Annotated in this window: 12 protein-coding genes and 1 pseudogene; 7 read left to right on the top strand and 6 right to left on the bottom strand. The window is 71.9% G+C overall.

Annotation, left to right across the window (positions count from 1 at the left end; all coding sequences use genetic code 11):
- Positions 1–34: 34 nt before the first annotated feature.
- Complete coding sequence (asnB, locus tag ACGFIB_RS26595; RefSeq protein WP_393375810.1) at positions 35–1,876, bottom strand: asparagine synthase (glutamine-hydrolyzing); 1,842 nt, start codon at positions 1,874–1,876, stop codon at positions 35–37.
- A gap of 134 nt (positions 1,877–2,010) precedes the next feature.
- Between asnB and ACGFIB_RS26590 the strand changes: the two genes are divergently transcribed.
- Positions 2,011–2,304 (top strand): exodeoxyribonuclease VII small subunit, encoded by a 294-nt coding sequence (locus ACGFIB_RS26590; RefSeq protein ID WP_268239489.1) that lies wholly within the window; start codon positions 2,011–2,013, stop codon positions 2,302–2,304.
- 101 nt (positions 2,305–2,405) lie between these two features.
- On the opposite strand, the gene ACGFIB_RS26585 is transcribed toward ACGFIB_RS26590, so the two are convergent.
- Positions 2,406–2,747, bottom strand: coding sequence for a RidA family protein (locus ACGFIB_RS26585; RefSeq protein WP_393376005.1), 342 nt, complete (start codon positions 2,745–2,747; stop codon positions 2,406–2,408).
- On the opposite strand from ACGFIB_RS26585, the pseudogene ACGFIB_RS26580 reads away from it, so the two are divergent.
- A pseudogene (locus ACGFIB_RS26580) lies at positions 2,706–3,203 on the top strand (LysR family substrate-binding domain-containing protein); the annotation flags it as partial. The gene ACGFIB_RS26585 and the pseudogene ACGFIB_RS26580 sit on opposite strands and share 42 nt — an antisense overlap.
- A gap of 92 nt (positions 3,204–3,295) precedes the next feature.
- Here ACGFIB_RS26580 and ACGFIB_RS26575 read toward each other — a convergent pair.
- Together ACGFIB_RS26575 and ACGFIB_RS26570 are read right to left on the bottom strand one after the other, a co-directional pair.
- On the bottom strand, positions 3,296–3,844 hold the full coding sequence (locus tag ACGFIB_RS26575) for a DUF4245 domain-containing protein (protein ID WP_393375807.1): 549 nt from the start codon (positions 3,842–3,844) through the stop codon (positions 3,296–3,298).
- 46 nt (positions 3,845–3,890) lie between these two features.
- Positions 3,891–4,484: a TetR/AcrR family transcriptional regulator gene (locus ACGFIB_RS26570; protein ID WP_357240558.1), complete on the bottom strand. Its 594-nt coding sequence runs from the start codon at positions 4,482–4,484 to the stop codon at positions 3,891–3,893.
- 147 nt (positions 4,485–4,631) lie between these two features.
- Between ACGFIB_RS26570 and glpX the strand changes: the two genes are divergently transcribed.
- Positions 4,632–5,660 carry a class II fructose-bisphosphatase gene (gene glpX, locus ACGFIB_RS26565; protein ID WP_142571273.1) on the top strand — a complete coding sequence of 343 codons (1,029 nt, stop codon included), beginning with the start codon at positions 4,632–4,634 and terminating at the stop codon, positions 5,658–5,660.
- Positions 5,661–5,678: 18 nt separating this feature from the next.
- Here the strand turns inward: glpX and ACGFIB_RS26560 are convergent, their stop codons facing one another.
- Positions 5,679–6,326, bottom strand: coding sequence for a DUF1707 SHOCT-like domain-containing protein (locus ACGFIB_RS26560; protein WP_317984814.1), 648 nt, complete (start codon positions 6,324–6,326; stop codon positions 5,679–5,681).
- 153 nt (positions 6,327–6,479) lie between these two features.
- Here ACGFIB_RS26560 and ACGFIB_RS26555 point away from each other — a divergent pair, with 153 nt between their 5' ends.
- Together ACGFIB_RS26555 and ACGFIB_RS26550 are read left to right on the top strand one after the other, a co-directional pair.
- Positions 6,480–8,819 (top strand): ATP-binding protein, encoded by a 2,340-nt coding sequence (locus tag ACGFIB_RS26555; protein ID WP_393375804.1) that lies wholly within the window; start codon positions 6,480–6,482, stop codon positions 8,817–8,819.
- An 83-nt stretch (positions 8,820–8,902) separates the two neighbouring features.
- Entirely contained in the window at positions 8,903–10,168 is a 1,266-nt protein-coding gene (locus tag ACGFIB_RS26550) for an MFS transporter (protein ID WP_393375801.1), read from the top strand.
- Here ACGFIB_RS26550 and pdxR read toward each other — a convergent pair.
- Entirely contained in the window at positions 10,158–11,543 is a 1,386-nt protein-coding gene (pdxR, locus tag ACGFIB_RS26545) for a MocR-like pyridoxine biosynthesis transcription factor PdxR (protein ID WP_393375799.1), read from the bottom strand. The genes ACGFIB_RS26550 and pdxR overlap by 11 nt on opposite strands.
- 67 nt (positions 11,544–11,610) lie before the next feature.
- Between pdxR and ACGFIB_RS26540 the strand changes: the two genes are divergently transcribed.
- Complete coding sequence (locus ACGFIB_RS26540; RefSeq protein ID WP_393375796.1) at positions 11,611–12,585, top strand: DMT family transporter; 975 nt, start codon at positions 11,611–11,613, stop codon at positions 12,583–12,585.
- A 298-nt stretch (positions 12,586–12,883) separates the two neighbouring features.
- Positions 12,884–14,557, top strand: coding sequence for a fumarate hydratase (locus tag ACGFIB_RS26535; protein WP_357263089.1), 1,674 nt, complete (start codon positions 12,884–12,886; stop codon positions 14,555–14,557).
- Positions 14,558–14,579: the final 22 nt, after the last annotated feature.

Genomic DNA, 14,579 nt, shown 5'->3' with positions numbered 1-14,579 from the left:
GGATCGCGGGCCGTGAACCGCGGGCCACGACCGGTCAGATCGCGAGACGCACGTCGTAGTCGCCGAGCCAGGCGTTGATCTGCAGGATGCCCTCCAGCGACGTCCGGGCGCCCTGCAGGCTGACCGCGCCCATGGGCTGGTCGAGCATGGCGCGCACCTTGTCCGCGTCCACCAGGCAGCCGATGGCCGAGTCTCCGGCGAGCACGCGGGTCACCTCGGCCCGCAGCGCGCGTTCGTACGCCGGGTCCTGCGTCGAGGGGTACGGCACCTTGCGGCGCTCGACCACCGACCGGGGCAGCACGTCGGCCGTCGCCGCGCGCAGCAGGCTCTTCTCGTGCCCGTCGAAGGTCTTCATGGCCCAGGGCGCGTTGAAGACGTACTCGACCAGGCGGTGGTCGCAGAACGGCACCCGGACCTCCAGGCCGACGGCCATGCTCATGCGGTCCTTGCGGTCGAGCAGGATCTGGACGAACCGGGTCAGGTGCAGGTAGCTGATCTCCCGCATCCGCTGCTGCAGCCCGGTCTCCCCCGGCACCCGGGGCACCTCGGCCAGCGCCCGCTGGTAGCTGTCCGCGCGGTAGGCGGGGATGTCGAGCTTGCGCAGCAGTTCCTCGTTCAGGAACTCACCCCGGGTGGACAGGCCCGCGTGGCCCTGCATGGCGAGCCACGGGAAGGTGCCGGAGTTGACCGCCTCGGGATCGTGGAACCACCGGTAGCCGCCGAACACCTCGTCGGCGGACTCCCCCGACAGCGCCACCGTCGAGTGTCCCCTGATCGCCTTGAAGAGCAGGTAGAGCGAGGTGTCCATGTCGCCGATGCCGAGCGGGAGGTCCCTCGCCCGCAGGACGGCCGCACGCACGGCGGGGTCCATGAGGTCGGCCGAGTCCAGCACGATGTCCGTGTGGTCGGAGCCGACGTGCCGCACGACGTCGTGGACGTACGGCGTGTCCGGGGTGTCGCGCATGTCGTCGGCCTGGAAGTTCTCGCTGTAGCCGGCGAAGTCGACCGAGAACGAGCGCACCCCGCCCTCGTCGGCCAGCGCGCGGGCCGCGAGCGCGGTGACCGCGCTGGAGTCGAGCCCGCCGGACAGCAGCGTGCACAGTGGCACGTCGGAGATGAGCTGCCGCTCGATGATGTCGTCGAGCAGCTCTCGCACGGTCCTGATGGTGGTCTGCAGGTCGTCGGTGTGCTCGCGGGCCTCCAGCTGCCAGTAGCGGCGCTTGCTCAGGCCCTCGCGCCGCACCTTCACCACCTGGCCGGGCCGCACCTCGTGCATCCCCCGGAAGACGCCGTTCTCGGGCGTCTTGACGAAGGCCAGGATCTCGCGCAGGCCGTCGGCGTCGATCACCCGCTCGGCGAGCGGGTTGACCAGGATGGCCTTGGGCTCGGAGCCGAACAGCACCCCGCCCCGCGTCGGGTAGTAGTACAGGGGCTTGATTCCCATGCGGTCGCGCACGAGCAGCAGTTCCTCGCGGCGCGCGTCCCAGATGGCGAAGGCGTACATGCCGTTGAGGCGGGAGACGAAGTCCTCGCCCCATTCGAGGTAGGCCTCCAGGACGACCTCGGTGTCGCTCTGGGTCCGGAACCGGCGCCCGCGCCGGGTGAGCTCGGCGCGCAGTTCCCTGAAGTTGTAGACCTCGCCGCTGTAGGTGAGCGCGGCCACGTCGTCGCCGCCGGCGTCCGCGACCATCGGCTGGCGCCCGCCCTCGATGTCGATGATGGCCAGCCGCCGGTGGCCGAACGCGGCGTGCGGAGCGAGCCACATTCCCTCGGCGTCAGGGCCGCGGCACGCCATCGTGTCCGTCATGGCCTGCACGGTCTCCCGCTCGCCACGAAGATCGCGCCCGTAGTCCACCCAGCCGCTGATTCCACACATAAGGATGACCCCCCGATCATCGCCCCCGAATATGGTTAGTACCTCTAAGTAACGGACAAAGCCTCAGTTTTATGCCCAAATAGGACACGCCTAAGAGGCCGCAGAGTGTCGGTCCCGGCCTCTAAGGTGGGGACGTGGCTGAGGACAGGCAGACCCCGCGGGGCAAGAAGACCCCGCCGGACAGGCAGGCCCCGCCGGACGGGCAGACCCCGTCGTACGAGCAGGCCCGCGAGGAGCTGACCGACGTGGTGCGTCGTCTGGAGACAGGCGGGCTCACGCTGGAGCAGTCGATAGAGCTGTGGGAGCGGGGAGAGCGGCTGGCGGCGATCTGCGAGGAGTGGCTCCAGGGCGCCCGCGCGAAGCTGGCGGCCGCGATGGCCCAGCGCCAGGAGCCCCAGCCGAACGGCCCCGAGGAGGCGCCCTTCTGACACCCGGCAGGCGGCCAGGCGTGCCAGAGGGCGGCGAGCTGCCGGGTGGCCAGCGGGACCGCACGGACCGTCAACGGCACGGACAGTCAACGCACGGGCCGTCAGACGCCGGGCCGCCGCGCGTCGACCTCGATCTCGATCTTCATGCGGGGGTCGGCCAGACCGCACTCCATCATCATGGCCGCCGGCCGCACGTCGCCGAAGCGGCGGCGCGGGATCGGCCAGCACGGCTCGAAGTCGGCCCGGTCGGGCAGCAGGTAGCGCACCCGCACCACGTCGGCGAAGCCGCACCCCGCCTCGGCCAGCGCGGCCTCGATGGTGCGCAGACACTGCTCGGCCTGCTCCACCACGTTCTCCGAGATCGTCATGGTGGTGTAGTCGAAACCGGCCGTCCCGGAAACGTGCACCCGGTCACCGTCCACCACGGCCCGGGCATAGCCGATCTGCTCCTCGAACGTCGAACCGCCGAGGATCGCGCCAGATCCGCCGCCCGTCGCGCCTTCACCGATCTCGCCGACGGGCTGGCCGCCGCGCGGGCCGTCGGCAGCGGCAGGACCGGGCGCCTGCGGATCGGCTTCGCCGCCTCCCTCGCCCTGACCGTCCTGCCCGGTCTGCTTCGCGGCTTCCGGGAGCGTTTCCCCGGTGTCCGCCTGGACATCCGCGAGATGACCACGGCGCCGCAGATCGCCGCCCTGCGCGACAAGGCCATCGACGTCGGCCTGCTGCGCGAGCCCCCTGCTGACGACGCCGACGGGGCGGGACTCGCCTTCAGGACGGTGCTCACCGAGCCCTTCGTGGCCGTGCTGCCGTCCGCCCATCCGCTGGCCGCCCTGCGGACCGTACGGCTCGCGCGGCTGGCGGACGAGCCGTTCGTGCTCCTGCCCCGTGACGCCGGCCCGCGACTCCACGAGCAGATCATCGGCCTGTGTGAGGCCGCGGGTTTCACCCCCTGGTCGCGCACCTGCTGGAGACCGTCGACCGCGATCCGGACTCAGCCCGATGACGGCATCGGCGAGGGCTTGGGCTGCGGCGCGAGAGTCCGGGCGAGGGCGGTCAGCTCGTCCCAGCCGGCCGTTCCGGTGACGACCACCGCGTGGTCGGGGAAGACCCGGACCAGAGTCCGCTGGTTCTTGTCCTGGCGGAACCGCTCCTCCCAGGTCACGCCATCGATCTGGCGGCTCCCGCCGGGCTTGTCGGTGTTGGCCATGCGGTTGACGAAGTCCGCGGACGGCCTCTCGTCGCTCTGGGCGAGCATGGCGTGCTGCCGCTTGGCGGTCGCGAACCCCAGCCGCCACGTCACGGCGCCGTTCTTCTGGGTCAGCGACGAACTGTTGGGCACCCAATCGGGCAGCACCCGGCTCGGGGCGACGACATCGTACGGCGCCGCACGCGCCGTGTTGACCTTGTCGATCGAGAAGTCCACCCGCGGGATGTGCTCGGTGCGGCTCTGCGGCGTGATGAGCAGGAACACTCCGACGGCGGCGAGGCAGACGAAGAGCGCGAACGCGTAGCCGTAGAAGCCCTGGGTGAATCGTCCCACGTGATCCGAGATTAGTCGGTGGAGCGGGCGGTGGCCGTACCGGCCGTCACCGGTGCCGAATATCGCCGATGATGCGAAGAGCGTCCTCGGCCATCTTCCGGGCCTGCTCCGGGTCGTCGGACAGCGTGACCTCCTGCACGACGGCCGCCAGGGCGCCGGTGACGACGACGACCAGGGCGTCCTCGTGCTCGAACAGCGCGGCGGTGCGCCGGGCCCACTGGCGGAGGCGGTCGCGCATGATGACCTCGAACCCGGGCGGGGCGTCGCCGCGCAGGAAGAGCGCGGCGAGATCGCGCTCGGCGAGGCAGCCCTCCAGGTAGGCCCGCGCGGCGGCGAGGAACTGGGGCATCGGGTCGGTCTCGCCGTCCGCCCGGGCATCCTGCACGGCCTGCCGGGTGCGCTGGGTCTGCCGCTTCTGGAACTCCTCGAACAGCGTCAGGTAGAGATCGGCCTTGCCGGAGAAGTGGTGGTACAGGCTGCCGACGCTGGCGCCGGCCCTGGCCACGACGTCGGTGACGCCCGCCTCGGCGAAGCCGCTCGTGATGAACGTCTCCTTGGCGGCGTTCAGGAGAGCTCCCCGGGTCGCCGCGCCGCGCTCCGACGTGCGCGTCGTCACTGGTCGTTCGGTGTCGCCGCTCATGCGGCGACGATATCTCCGACCCGTCCGTTCCGGGGGTCCACGCTCACAAATGGCCTCCCACCTGGCCCAACAGGTTCAGACCAATCGGACAAAGAACGGCTTCTCGAACTACGATCCCTAGAAGGGCGCCTACCTAAAAGGGGACCAATGGCTGATCACGTACCGGCCGCTCTGGCGACGGGGGAACGCGCACCCGACCGCAACCTGGCCCTGGAACTGGTCAGGGTGACCGAGGCGGCGGCGATGGCGGCCGCGCGCTGGGTGGGACGCGGCGACAAGAACGGGGCGGACGGCGCCGCCGTGAACGCCATGCGCCAACTGATCAACACGGTCTCGATGAAGGGCGTCGTGGTGATCGGCGAGGGCGAGAAGGACAACGCCCCGATGCTCTACAACGGCGAGGAGGTCGGCGACGGGACCGGCCCCGGGTGCGACGTGGCCGTGGACCCGATCGACGGCACCCGGCTGTGCGCTCTCGGCATGAACAACGCGATCTCCGTGATCGCGGTCGGCGAGCGCGGCTCGATGTACGACCCGTCCGCGGTCTTCTACATGGAGAAGCTCGTCACGGGCCCGCAGGCGGCCGACCATGTGGACATCAACGCCCCGGTGGCCGACAACGTCCGCGCCGTGGCGCGGGCCAAGGGCGCCAAGCCGTCCGACGTCACCGTGGTGATCCTCGACCGGCCCCGGCACGAGCGGATCGTCAAGGAGATCCGGGAGACCGGCGCCCGGATCCGTTTCATCACCGACGGCGACGTGGCCGGCGCGATCATGGCGGCGCGCAACGGCACCGGTGTCGATCTGATGCTCGGCATCGGCGGCACGCCCGAGGGCATCGTCGCCGCCTGCGCGCTCAAGTGCATGGGCGGTGTCATCCAGGGCAGGCTGTGGCCGCGAGACGAGGAGGAGCGCCTCAAGGCCCTCGACGCCGGGCTCGACCTCGGCCAGGTGCTCACCATCGACGACCTCGTACGCTCCGACGACGTGTTCTTCGCCGCGACCGGCATCACCGACGGCGAACTGATGCACGGCGTGCGGTTCCAGGGCGGGGCGGCGGTCACGCACTCCCTTGTCATGCGGGGACGGTCGGGCACGATCCGCAAGATCGAAAGCGAGCATCAGCTCTGGAAGCTCGGCGCCTACAGCGCCATCAACTTCGACACCGCGGTGTAGCGACGGCCCGGCCGCTGCCTAGCGGCCGAACAGGCGGCGGCGGGGGCGCTTCGGCGAGCGGGCGACGACCTTGCCGCCGAAGACGAACCCTGCGAGCTCGATGACGGGCGCGTCCGGCGCGAAGCCGGTCGCGCCCGGCGGGAGCCGCACCTCGTTCCTGAGCGACCGGACGCGGGCGTCGGGGGCGGTCACGATCCGCACGCCCTCGGGAACCGTGAGGTTGACCGTGCCGGCCATGACGGCGAGCTGCACCACCACGTGCCGCGACTGGAGCAGCGCCTCGCACAGGTCCATCGTGACCGTGCCGCCCAGGGACGTCACCGGCACCTCGGAGGGCACGACCCACCGGCCGCCGCGGGTCTCCGTACGGAAGAAGGCGGTGACGGGACGGCTGTCCACCCGGAAGGGCTGGCTCTCCGGCGGCAGCAGGTCCACGGTCAGCTCAGCCAGCTCACCGAGGGTCCGCGCGGCCCAGACGCGCTCCACGCGTTCCTCGTGCTCCAGCGGCGTGAGCCGCCCGTCGGTGACGGCGTCCACGAGCACCGTGACGATGCGCTCCCGATCGGCGTCAGAGGCCCGCAGTGAGGAGGGGTCGGGCGCGTCCGGGGTGCGCGGCGAGAGGAAGGCGGAGATCCACTTCACGGCTGAGGACTCGCTGCTGCTCACACCATCGAGAGTAGGCGCTCCACGCGCGTCGGTCACCATACGACGCGGCGCCCGGCGTCGAACCCGGAATTGACCGGGGACTTCGTGGCCGCTTAGCGTGAGGAGGTGGTCGCGGGGGCGGTGACACGACAGGTCGGCAATCTTCCTGCCGACTTGACGAGTTTCGTCGGCCGCAGACGTGAGCTGGCCGAGATCAGGCGGCTGCTTTCGGCCTCGCGCCTGGTGACGCTCACGGGCGTGGGCGGCGTCGGCAAGACCCGGCTGGCCCTGCGGGCGGCCGCCGAGCAGCGCCGCGCGTTCGACAGCGTCTGGCTGGTGGACCTCAGCACCGTCACCGATCCCGCGCTCGTCGCGGAGACGGTGACGGCGACCATGGGCGTGCGGGACGAGTCGGCGCCCTGCCCGATGGACGCGCTGGAGCAGGTGCTGTCCTCACAGCGGACCCTGCTCGTGCTGGACAACTGCGAGCACCTGCGTGACGCCTGTGCCGTGCTCGCCGACCGGCTCCTGCGCGCGGCTCCCGAGCTGCGCATCCTCGCGACGAGCCGGCAGTCTCTCGGCATCACGGGCGAGCACCAGATGAAGATCTGCCCGCTGCCCGTCCCGGAGCCCGACCGGCCGCTCAGCCGCAGGTCACTGGAGCTGTACGACGGCATCAGCCTGCTGACGGAGCGGGCGGCGGCGGTCCTGCCCGGCTTCACCGTCACCGAGGACAACCAGGAGGCCGTCGTCGAGCTGTGCCGCCAGCTCGACGGTATCCCCCTGGCCATCGAGCTCGCCGCGGTGCGGCTGCGGGTCCTGTCGGTGAACGCGCTTGTCGAGCGCCTGCGCGACCGCTACCGCATGCTCACCGGGGGCAGCAGTGCGGCGGTGCCGCGTCAGCAGACCCTGCACGCGCTGGTCGACTGGAGCTTCCAGTTGCTGCCCGGCGCCGAGCGGACGCTGTGGACCCGGATGTCGATCTTCCCCTCTCACTTCGACCTCGACGCCGTCGAGGCGGTGTGCACCGGCGGCGGCATCGAACGGGACGACGTGCTCGACCTGCTCGACGCGCTGCTGGACAAGTCGCTGCTGCTGCGCGAGGAGCTCTCCGGCACGGTCCGCTACCGCATGCTCGACACCCTGCGCGAGTTCGGCCGCAAGCGGCTCGGCGGGCCGGAGCGCCGGTCGCTGCAGCGCAGGCACCGGGATCACTATCTCCTGCTGGCGCGGCAGGCCGCCGCCGAGTGGTTCGGCCCCCACCAGTTCCTCTGGTCCAGGCGGCTCGATCTGGAGCAGGCGCACCTGCGCGCCGCGATGGACTTCTGCCTGCAGGAGCCCTGCGAGACGGAGACCGGGCTGCTGATGGCCCTCTCCCTGACCGACCCCTGCTGGCTGGCCAACGCGTACTACAACGAGGGTCGTCACTGGCTGGACCGCATGCTGTGGGCGGCGCCCGAGCCCACCGTCCTGCGGGCGCTGGCGCTGTGCGCCGACGCGGAGCTGGTCTTCACACAGGGCGACACCGACAGGGGCCGGCACCTGCTGGCCGAGAGCCGGGCGCTCGCCGAGAGGCTGGGCGACCCGGGAGCCCTCGCCCAGACGTCCCTGATCGCCGGGATGGCGGAGCACTACTGCGGCGACTACGCCAAGGCGACCCCGCTGCTGGAACGGGCGGTCGTGGAGGAGGAGGCCGTCGGCAACCTGAGCGGCCTGCTGATCGCCCTCATCACGCTGGCGGCCAGCGTCGGCTACCTCGGCGACCGGCCCCGCGCCACGGAGTTGTTCGAGCGCGCTCTCGCGCTGACCGAGGCCCACGGCGAGTGCTCCGGCCGGGCCTGGGTGCACACGATCTTCGCCATCCATCTGTGGCAGGGCGGGGAGAACGCCCGCGCGCTGGATATGGCACGCGGGTCCCTCCTGCTCGCCCGGGACCTGGGCGACCGGATGAACATCGCGACGAATCTGGAGGTGATCGCCTGGGTGGAGACGTGCGAAGGCCGTCACCCCCGCGCCGCCCGGCTGCTCGCGGTATCGGAGGAGATCGGCCGTTCTGTGGGCATGGCGCCGTGCCGCGACAAGCGGTTCGCCGAGTTCCACGAGCGGTGCCTTGCCAGTCTCCGTGGGAGTCTGGGCGACCGGGCCCTGAGCCGCGAGGTCCGCAGGGGCAACCGGCTGACGACGGACGAGGCGATCGAGGAGGCACTCGGCGAGCGGGCCGAGGGCGGGCCCGCGCACGCGGACGAGGCGGTCGCGGAGGCCTGGCCCACGCCGCCCGGTGGCCCCGCGACGGCGGTCTCGGCGGTCGAGCCGTCCCCTCTCACCCGGCGTGAGCAGGAGATCGCCGAGCTGATCGCCCAGGGACGGAGCAACAAGGAGATCGCCTCCGCCCTCGTCATCTCGCAGCGCACCGTGGAGGGCCACGTCGAGCACACCCTGGACAAACTCGGTTTCGCCTCCCGGGCCCAGATCGCCGCCTGGATGGCCGCACGCCAGGCGGGTGGCCGGTCCTGACCCGCTCACCCCATTGACCGGGCGGGTGGCGGCTCCTACGCTGGCGAAAACTTGAACCCCCCTCATGTTCGTGGAGGCCCACGATGCCCCTGGAGGACGCGGCGCCAGTGGAGAACACGGCGCCCACTTCTCGTGACCGGCAGGCGCGGCTCGCCACGTTCGCGGTGTTCTTCGTCCAGGGCCTCACCTTCGCCACGCTGCTCACCCAGGTGGCGGCGCTGCAGAAGAAGCACGGCCTGTCGGACGGCGAGCTGACCATCCTGCTCCTCGTCGTCCCGCTCATCGCGGGGGCCGGAAGCGCGCTCGCCGGCGCCGCCGCGTCCCGGTGGGGCAGCCGCCTGATCCTGCGCCTGGTGCAGCCGCTCGCCTGCGCCGCCGTCGTGCTCGCGGGCCTCGCCCCGAACGTCCCCATGCTGGTGGCGGCCAACGTCCTGTTCGGCCTCGGCCTGGGCGGGGTGGACGCGGGCATGAACATGCAGGGCGTCGCGGTCGAGCGCGAGTACGGCCGGGCGGTGCTCACCGGGTTCCACGCGCTGTGGAGCGTGGCGGCGGTCGTCGGGTCGCTGTGGGCCTCCGCGGCGGCCACGCTCGGGCTCGGCCTGCCCGTCACGTTCGCGGTCGCCCTCGTCCCGGCCGCCGCCGTCGCCGTTTTCTCCTCGCTCTGGCTCTACCGGCCGGAGGAGGAGCACCGCGCAGCCGCGGTCCGGGCCCAGGTCGCGGGCGCGGTCGAGGGCGCGGGCGCGGACGCGGGCAGGCCGGCCGGGGCCGCGTGGCGCCCGATCATCCCTCTCTGCCTCGCGATGGCGTTCCTCTACGTGGGCGACTCGTCGGTCTCCAACTTCGGGACCGTCTTCATGGACAAGGTCCTGCACGCTTCGGCGACCGTGATCCCACTGGCCCTCGGGGCCTACCAGCTCACGACGTTCCTGGTGCGCGTCGGCGGCGACCTGGCGGTGCGCAGATGGGGCCCGGCGGCCATCGTGCGCGCGGGGGGCGCCGTCGCGACGCTGGGCTTCGTCGCGGTCGTGGCCGCCCCGACCGTGCCGCTGGCGATCGCGGGCTTCGCCCTCACCGGGATCGGCCTGTCCGTCGTCGCCCCGCAGTCGTTCTCGGCGGCCGGCCGCCTCGACCCCGCGGGCACGGGCGTGGCGATCGCCCGGGTCAACATGTTCAACTATGTGGGGTTCATCGTCGGAGCCGCGCTCGTCGGCGGCCTCGCCGACGCCTCCGGCTTCCGCGTCGCGTTCGCCGCGCCGCTCGTCCTCGCCGCCGCGATCATCCTGCTCGCGCGCGGCTTCCAGCCGCGTACGGCCGACCCGGCCACCGCGACCACCGTCGTCACCCCCTGACGTCCCTGCCGGCCTTCCCCGCCAGAACGCGTACGGCCTCGGCGACGCGGTGGGCGGGCAGGCGGGCGAAGCCGAGCACCAGCCCCGGCGATCCGTGGGCCGACGTCACGGTCTCCGCGGACAGGCCCGCGGCGCGGGCGGCCTCGACCAGGCCGGACAGGTCGCCCGTCCCCTCGGCGTACAGGTGCAGGCCGGCCGAGATGCCGCGGACGGTCATCCAGGGCAGATCCTCGGCCAGGGCGTCGACGAGGGCGTCCCTGCGCCGCCGATACTCCCGGCGCATTCTGCGCAGATGCCGGTCGTAGCCCCCGCCGTCGATGAGGTGGGCGAGCACGTACTGGTCGACGACCGGCGAGCCGAGGTCGAGCTCCCCGCGCGCGAGCCGCACGGCACGGGCGACGCGCGGGGGCGCCGCGATCCAGCCGAGCCGCAGCCCCGGGGCGAGGGCCTTGCTCACGCTGCCGGCGAGCACGACCCGTTCGGGCGCGAGGCCCTGCAGGCACCCGACGGGGTCGCGGTCGAAGCGCAACTCCGCGTCGTAGTCGTCCTCAAGCACGAGGGCGCCCGTGCGGGCCGCCCAGTCGACCAGCGCGGCGCGGCGGGCCGGGGACAGGACGACGCCGGTCGGGTACTGGTGCGCGGGAGTGACCACCACGGCGTCGGCGTCGCCCGGCAGGTCCTCGACGACGATCCCCTCGCCGTCGACGGGCACGGGGACGACGTCCGCCCCGGCCCGCCGGAACAGCGGAAGCTGACGCGCGCTCGTCGGGTCCTCGGCGGCCAGGACGATGCGGCGGCCCCGGTCCCGCACCAGGACCTGGACGACGAGGCTGAGCCCCTGAGCCACCCCGGTCACGACCACGACGTCGTCCGGTGACACGTCGGCCGCGCGCACCCTGCCGAGGTACGCGGCGAGTTCGCGGCGCAGGGCCGGCACACCGCCGGGGTCGCCGTAGTCGAGCGCGTCGTTGGGCAGCGTGGCCAGGACGTGACGGACGGCGGCGAGCCATGCCTGCCGGGGGAACAGGCCGAGGTCCGGCGACGTGGGCCGATGGCCGTAGTGGGGCCAGGAGCCCTCCCGCTCGTCCCCGGGGCGCCCTGGGGCGGGCTGCCGCCCGGCCCCCGCCGCGACCCTTGCCGCGACCCTCGTGCCCGCGCCCGTCCTGGATTCGAGCAGTCCCTCGGCCACAAGCTGCTCGTACGCCTCGACCACCACGCCGCGCGACAGGCCGAGATCGCGGGCGAGGTCGCGGGTCGCGGGCAGGCGGGCCCCGGGAACGAGCCGCCCGGACCGGACGGCCTCGCGCACCTCGCGGGCGATCTGCCCGGCGAGCCCGCCCGCGGCCCTGTCGACCACGAGATGAAGATCGGCCATTGGCCCACTCTAACGGCGGGTGATTGGACCATGTGCCAGGACCAAACCCTTCCTAGCATCACCTGGCATGAACAGTCATGCGGCCGGAGCGGCGGGTGCGATGTTCCTCGTGGGGACGCTGGCGGCGGTCTCCGGCGTCATCGCGGACTATCCGGTCTACGGGGGTCAGGCGCTCCGCTACGCGCTCGCCGCCGTGATCCTGCTCGCCGTCGCCCGAGGGCGCGGCCTCGGCCTCGTACGGCTCCGGCCACGGCAATGGGCGCTGCTCGCCGCGCTGTCGGTGACGGGGCTCGTGCTGTTCAACGTCTGCGTGATCGAGGCGGCCCGTGCGGCCGGGCCCGCGCTGCCCGGCATCGTCCTCGGCACCGTGCCGCTGGCGCTCGCCCTGGTGGGCCCGCTCCTCACGGGGGCCCGGCCGTCCCCGCGCGTCGTGGCCGCGGGCCTGGTGGTGGCCGCCGGAGCCACGCTGGCGACCGGCGCCGGCAGCGGCACCCCGGCCGGGCTGCTGTGGTCCCTGGGCGCCCTGGTCTGCGAGCTCTGCTTCTCGCTGCTGGCGCTGCCGCTGCTGCCGCTGATCGGTCCTGTCAGGCTGTCGGCCTGGACGTCCGCGCTGGCGGTGCCGTTCCTGCTGGTCGCCGGAGTCGCCCTGGACGGTCGTCACGTGCTGCGCGCGCCGACCGCCGCGGAGGCGGGCGGCCTCGCCTACCTCGCCCTGGTGGTGACGACCGTGGCGTTCTTCCTGTGGTACCGCTCGCTGCCCCACCTCGGCGCCGACCGTGCCGGGCTGTTCGCCGGGATGATCCCCGTCGGCGCGCTCGCCACGGCCGCCCTTGTGGGGGTCGCCACCCCCTCCGCCGCCGACCTGGCGGGAGCGGCCCTCGTGATCAGCGGGATCGCCCTCGGGCTCCGCTCGCCCTCACCCCGCCTGCCCGCTCGGCAGGGCGCTCGCCTGGCCGCTCGCCTGGCCGCTCGTCAGCGTGCTCGGCCGGCCGGGGCTCCTCGCGGGACCTCGCTCGCATCCCGGAAGGGGACCACCAGGTGATGTCGCCTTCCTTGACCTGCCGCAGCACGACCGTGAGCAGCGACACCGCCAGGCCCACGAGAATGCCGAGCGCGAAGATGACCATTACCCATACTTCGCCGTCCATGTCCCCTCCCCTCTCTGCCTTCTGTCCTAATTATCCCTCTTTGAGGTCGAATATTCAGTTTTAAGTTATCCAAAAGCTACGCACGGCCCGGGCATGATGACCACCCCCCGCGCGCCGTACGCTGTGCAAAGACCATGGGCGGTCCGCGCGGCGGGCGCGCCCGACCGGGCAGACCACGAGGAACCGAGGACGATGCCGGAGTTCGACTACACCGACCTGCTCCCGCTTGGACCGGACGAGACGGAGTACCGCCTGATCACCAGCGAGGGGGTGCGGGTCACCGAGGCCGCCGGGCGCAGGTTCCTGGAGGTCGAGCCGGAGGCCCTGCGGCTGCTCACCGAGACCGCGATCCACGACATCTCGCACTACCTGCGGGCATCCCACCTGGCCCAGCTTCGCAAGATCGTCGATGATCCTGAGTCGAGTGGCAACGACCGCTTCGTCGCCCTCGACCTGCTCAAGAACGCGAGCATCTCGGCCGGCGGCGTGCTGCCGATGTGTCAGGACACCGGCACCGCGATCGTCATGGGCAAGCGCGGCCGGCACGTGCTGACCGACGGGCACGACGCCGAGCACCTCAGCCGGGGCGTCTACGACGCCTACACCAGGCTCAACCTGCGCTACTCGCAGATGGCGCCGCTGACGATGTGGGACGAGAAGAACACCGGCTCCAATCTGCCGGCCCAGATCGAGCTGTACGCCGAGGACCCGAACGGCCACCCGGACGAGTACAAGTTCCTGTTCATGGCCAAGGGCGGCGGCTCGGCCAACAAGTCGTTCCTCTACCAGGAGACCAAGGCGGTGCTCAACGAGAAGCGGATGCTCGCCTTCCTGGAGGAGAAGATCCGCTCGCTCGGCACCGCCGCCTGCCCGCCGTACCACCTGGCGATCGTCGTGGGCGGCACCAGCGCCGAGTACGCCCTGAAGACGGCGAAGTACGCCTCGGCCCGCTACCTCGACTCCATTCCCACCGAGGGCTCGCCGAGCGGGCACGGCTTCCGCGACCTGGAGATGGAGAAGAAGGTCTTCGAGCTGACCCAGAAGCTGGGCATCGGCGCGCAGTTCGGCGGCAAGTACTTCTGCCACGACGTGCGCGTCATCCGGCTGCCCAGGCACGGCGCGTCCTGCCCGGTCGCCATCGCGGTGAGCTGCAGCGCGGACCGGCAGGCGCTGGCCAAGATCACGCCGGAGGGCGTCTTCCTCGAACAGCTGGAGACCGACCCCGCCCGCTTCCTGCCCGACACCACCGACGAGCACCTCGGCGGCGACGTGGTCAGCGTCGACCTCAACCGCCCGATGCCGGAGATCCTCGCCGAGTTGGGCAGGTATCCGGTGAAGACCCGGCTGTCGCTCACCGGTCCCCTCGTCGTGGCCCGCGACATCGCCCACGCGAAGATCGCCGAGCGGCTCGACGCCGGCGAGGACATGCCGCAGTACATGAAGGACCACGCCGTCTACTACGCCGGCCCGGCCAAGACCCCCGAGGGCTACGCGTCCGGATCCTTCGGCCCCACCACCGCCGGGCGGATGGACTCCTACGTCGAGCGCTTCCAGGCGGCGGGCGGCTCGATGGTGATGCTGGCCAAGGGCAACCGGTCGAAGCAGGTCACCGAGGCGTGCCAGAAGCACGGCGGTTTCTACCTCGGCTCGATCGGCGGCCCGGCCGCCCGGCTGGCCCAGGACTGCATCAAGAAGGTGGAGGTCCTGGAATATCCGGAGCTGGGCATGGAGGCCGTCTGGAAGATCGAGGTGGTGGACTTCCCGGCCTTCATCGTGGTCGACGACAAGGGCGACGACTTCTTCGACCCGCGGCAACAGGACGGCGGGGCCACCTTCGTGGGCATCCCCGCACGAAAGTCCGTGTAGATCAAAACCGTCAAGGCGAAAC

Source organism: Microbispora bryophytorum, from assembly GCF_043197435.1.
GTDB classification, from domain to species: domain Bacteria; phylum Actinomycetota; class Actinomycetes; order Streptosporangiales; family Streptosporangiaceae; genus Microbispora; species Microbispora bryophytorum.
The sequence above is the reverse complement of the archived record's forward strand: the minus strand, read 5'-3'. Positions and strand labels throughout refer to the sequence as shown.

Excerpts from the sequence above, each read along its gene's own strand:
- asnB (WP_393375810.1), bottom strand. The coding sequence starts at position 1,876 with ATGTGTGGAATCAGCGGCTGGGTGGACTACGGGCGCGATCTTCGTGGC.
- ACGFIB_RS26570 (WP_357240558.1), bottom strand. The coding sequence starts at position 4,484 with ATGAGCGGCGACACCGAACGACCAGTGACGACGCGCACGTCGGAGCGC.
- glpX (WP_142571273.1), top strand. The coding sequence starts at position 4,632 with ATGGCTGATCACGTACCGGCCGCTCTGGCGACGGGGGAACGCGCACCC.
- ACGFIB_RS26550 (WP_393375801.1), top strand. The coding sequence starts at position 8,903 with ATGCCCCTGGAGGACGCGGCGCCAGTGGAGAACACGGCGCCCACTTCT.
- pdxR (WP_393375799.1), bottom strand. The coding sequence starts at position 11,543 with ATGGCCGATCTTCATCTCGTGGTCGACAGGGCCGCGGGCGGGCTCGCC.
- ACGFIB_RS26540 (WP_393375796.1), top strand. The coding sequence starts at position 11,611 with ATGAACAGTCATGCGGCCGGAGCGGCGGGTGCGATGTTCCTCGTGGGG.
- ACGFIB_RS26535 (WP_357263089.1), top strand. The coding sequence starts at position 12,884 with ATGCCGGAGTTCGACTACACCGACCTGCTCCCGCTTGGACCGGACGAG.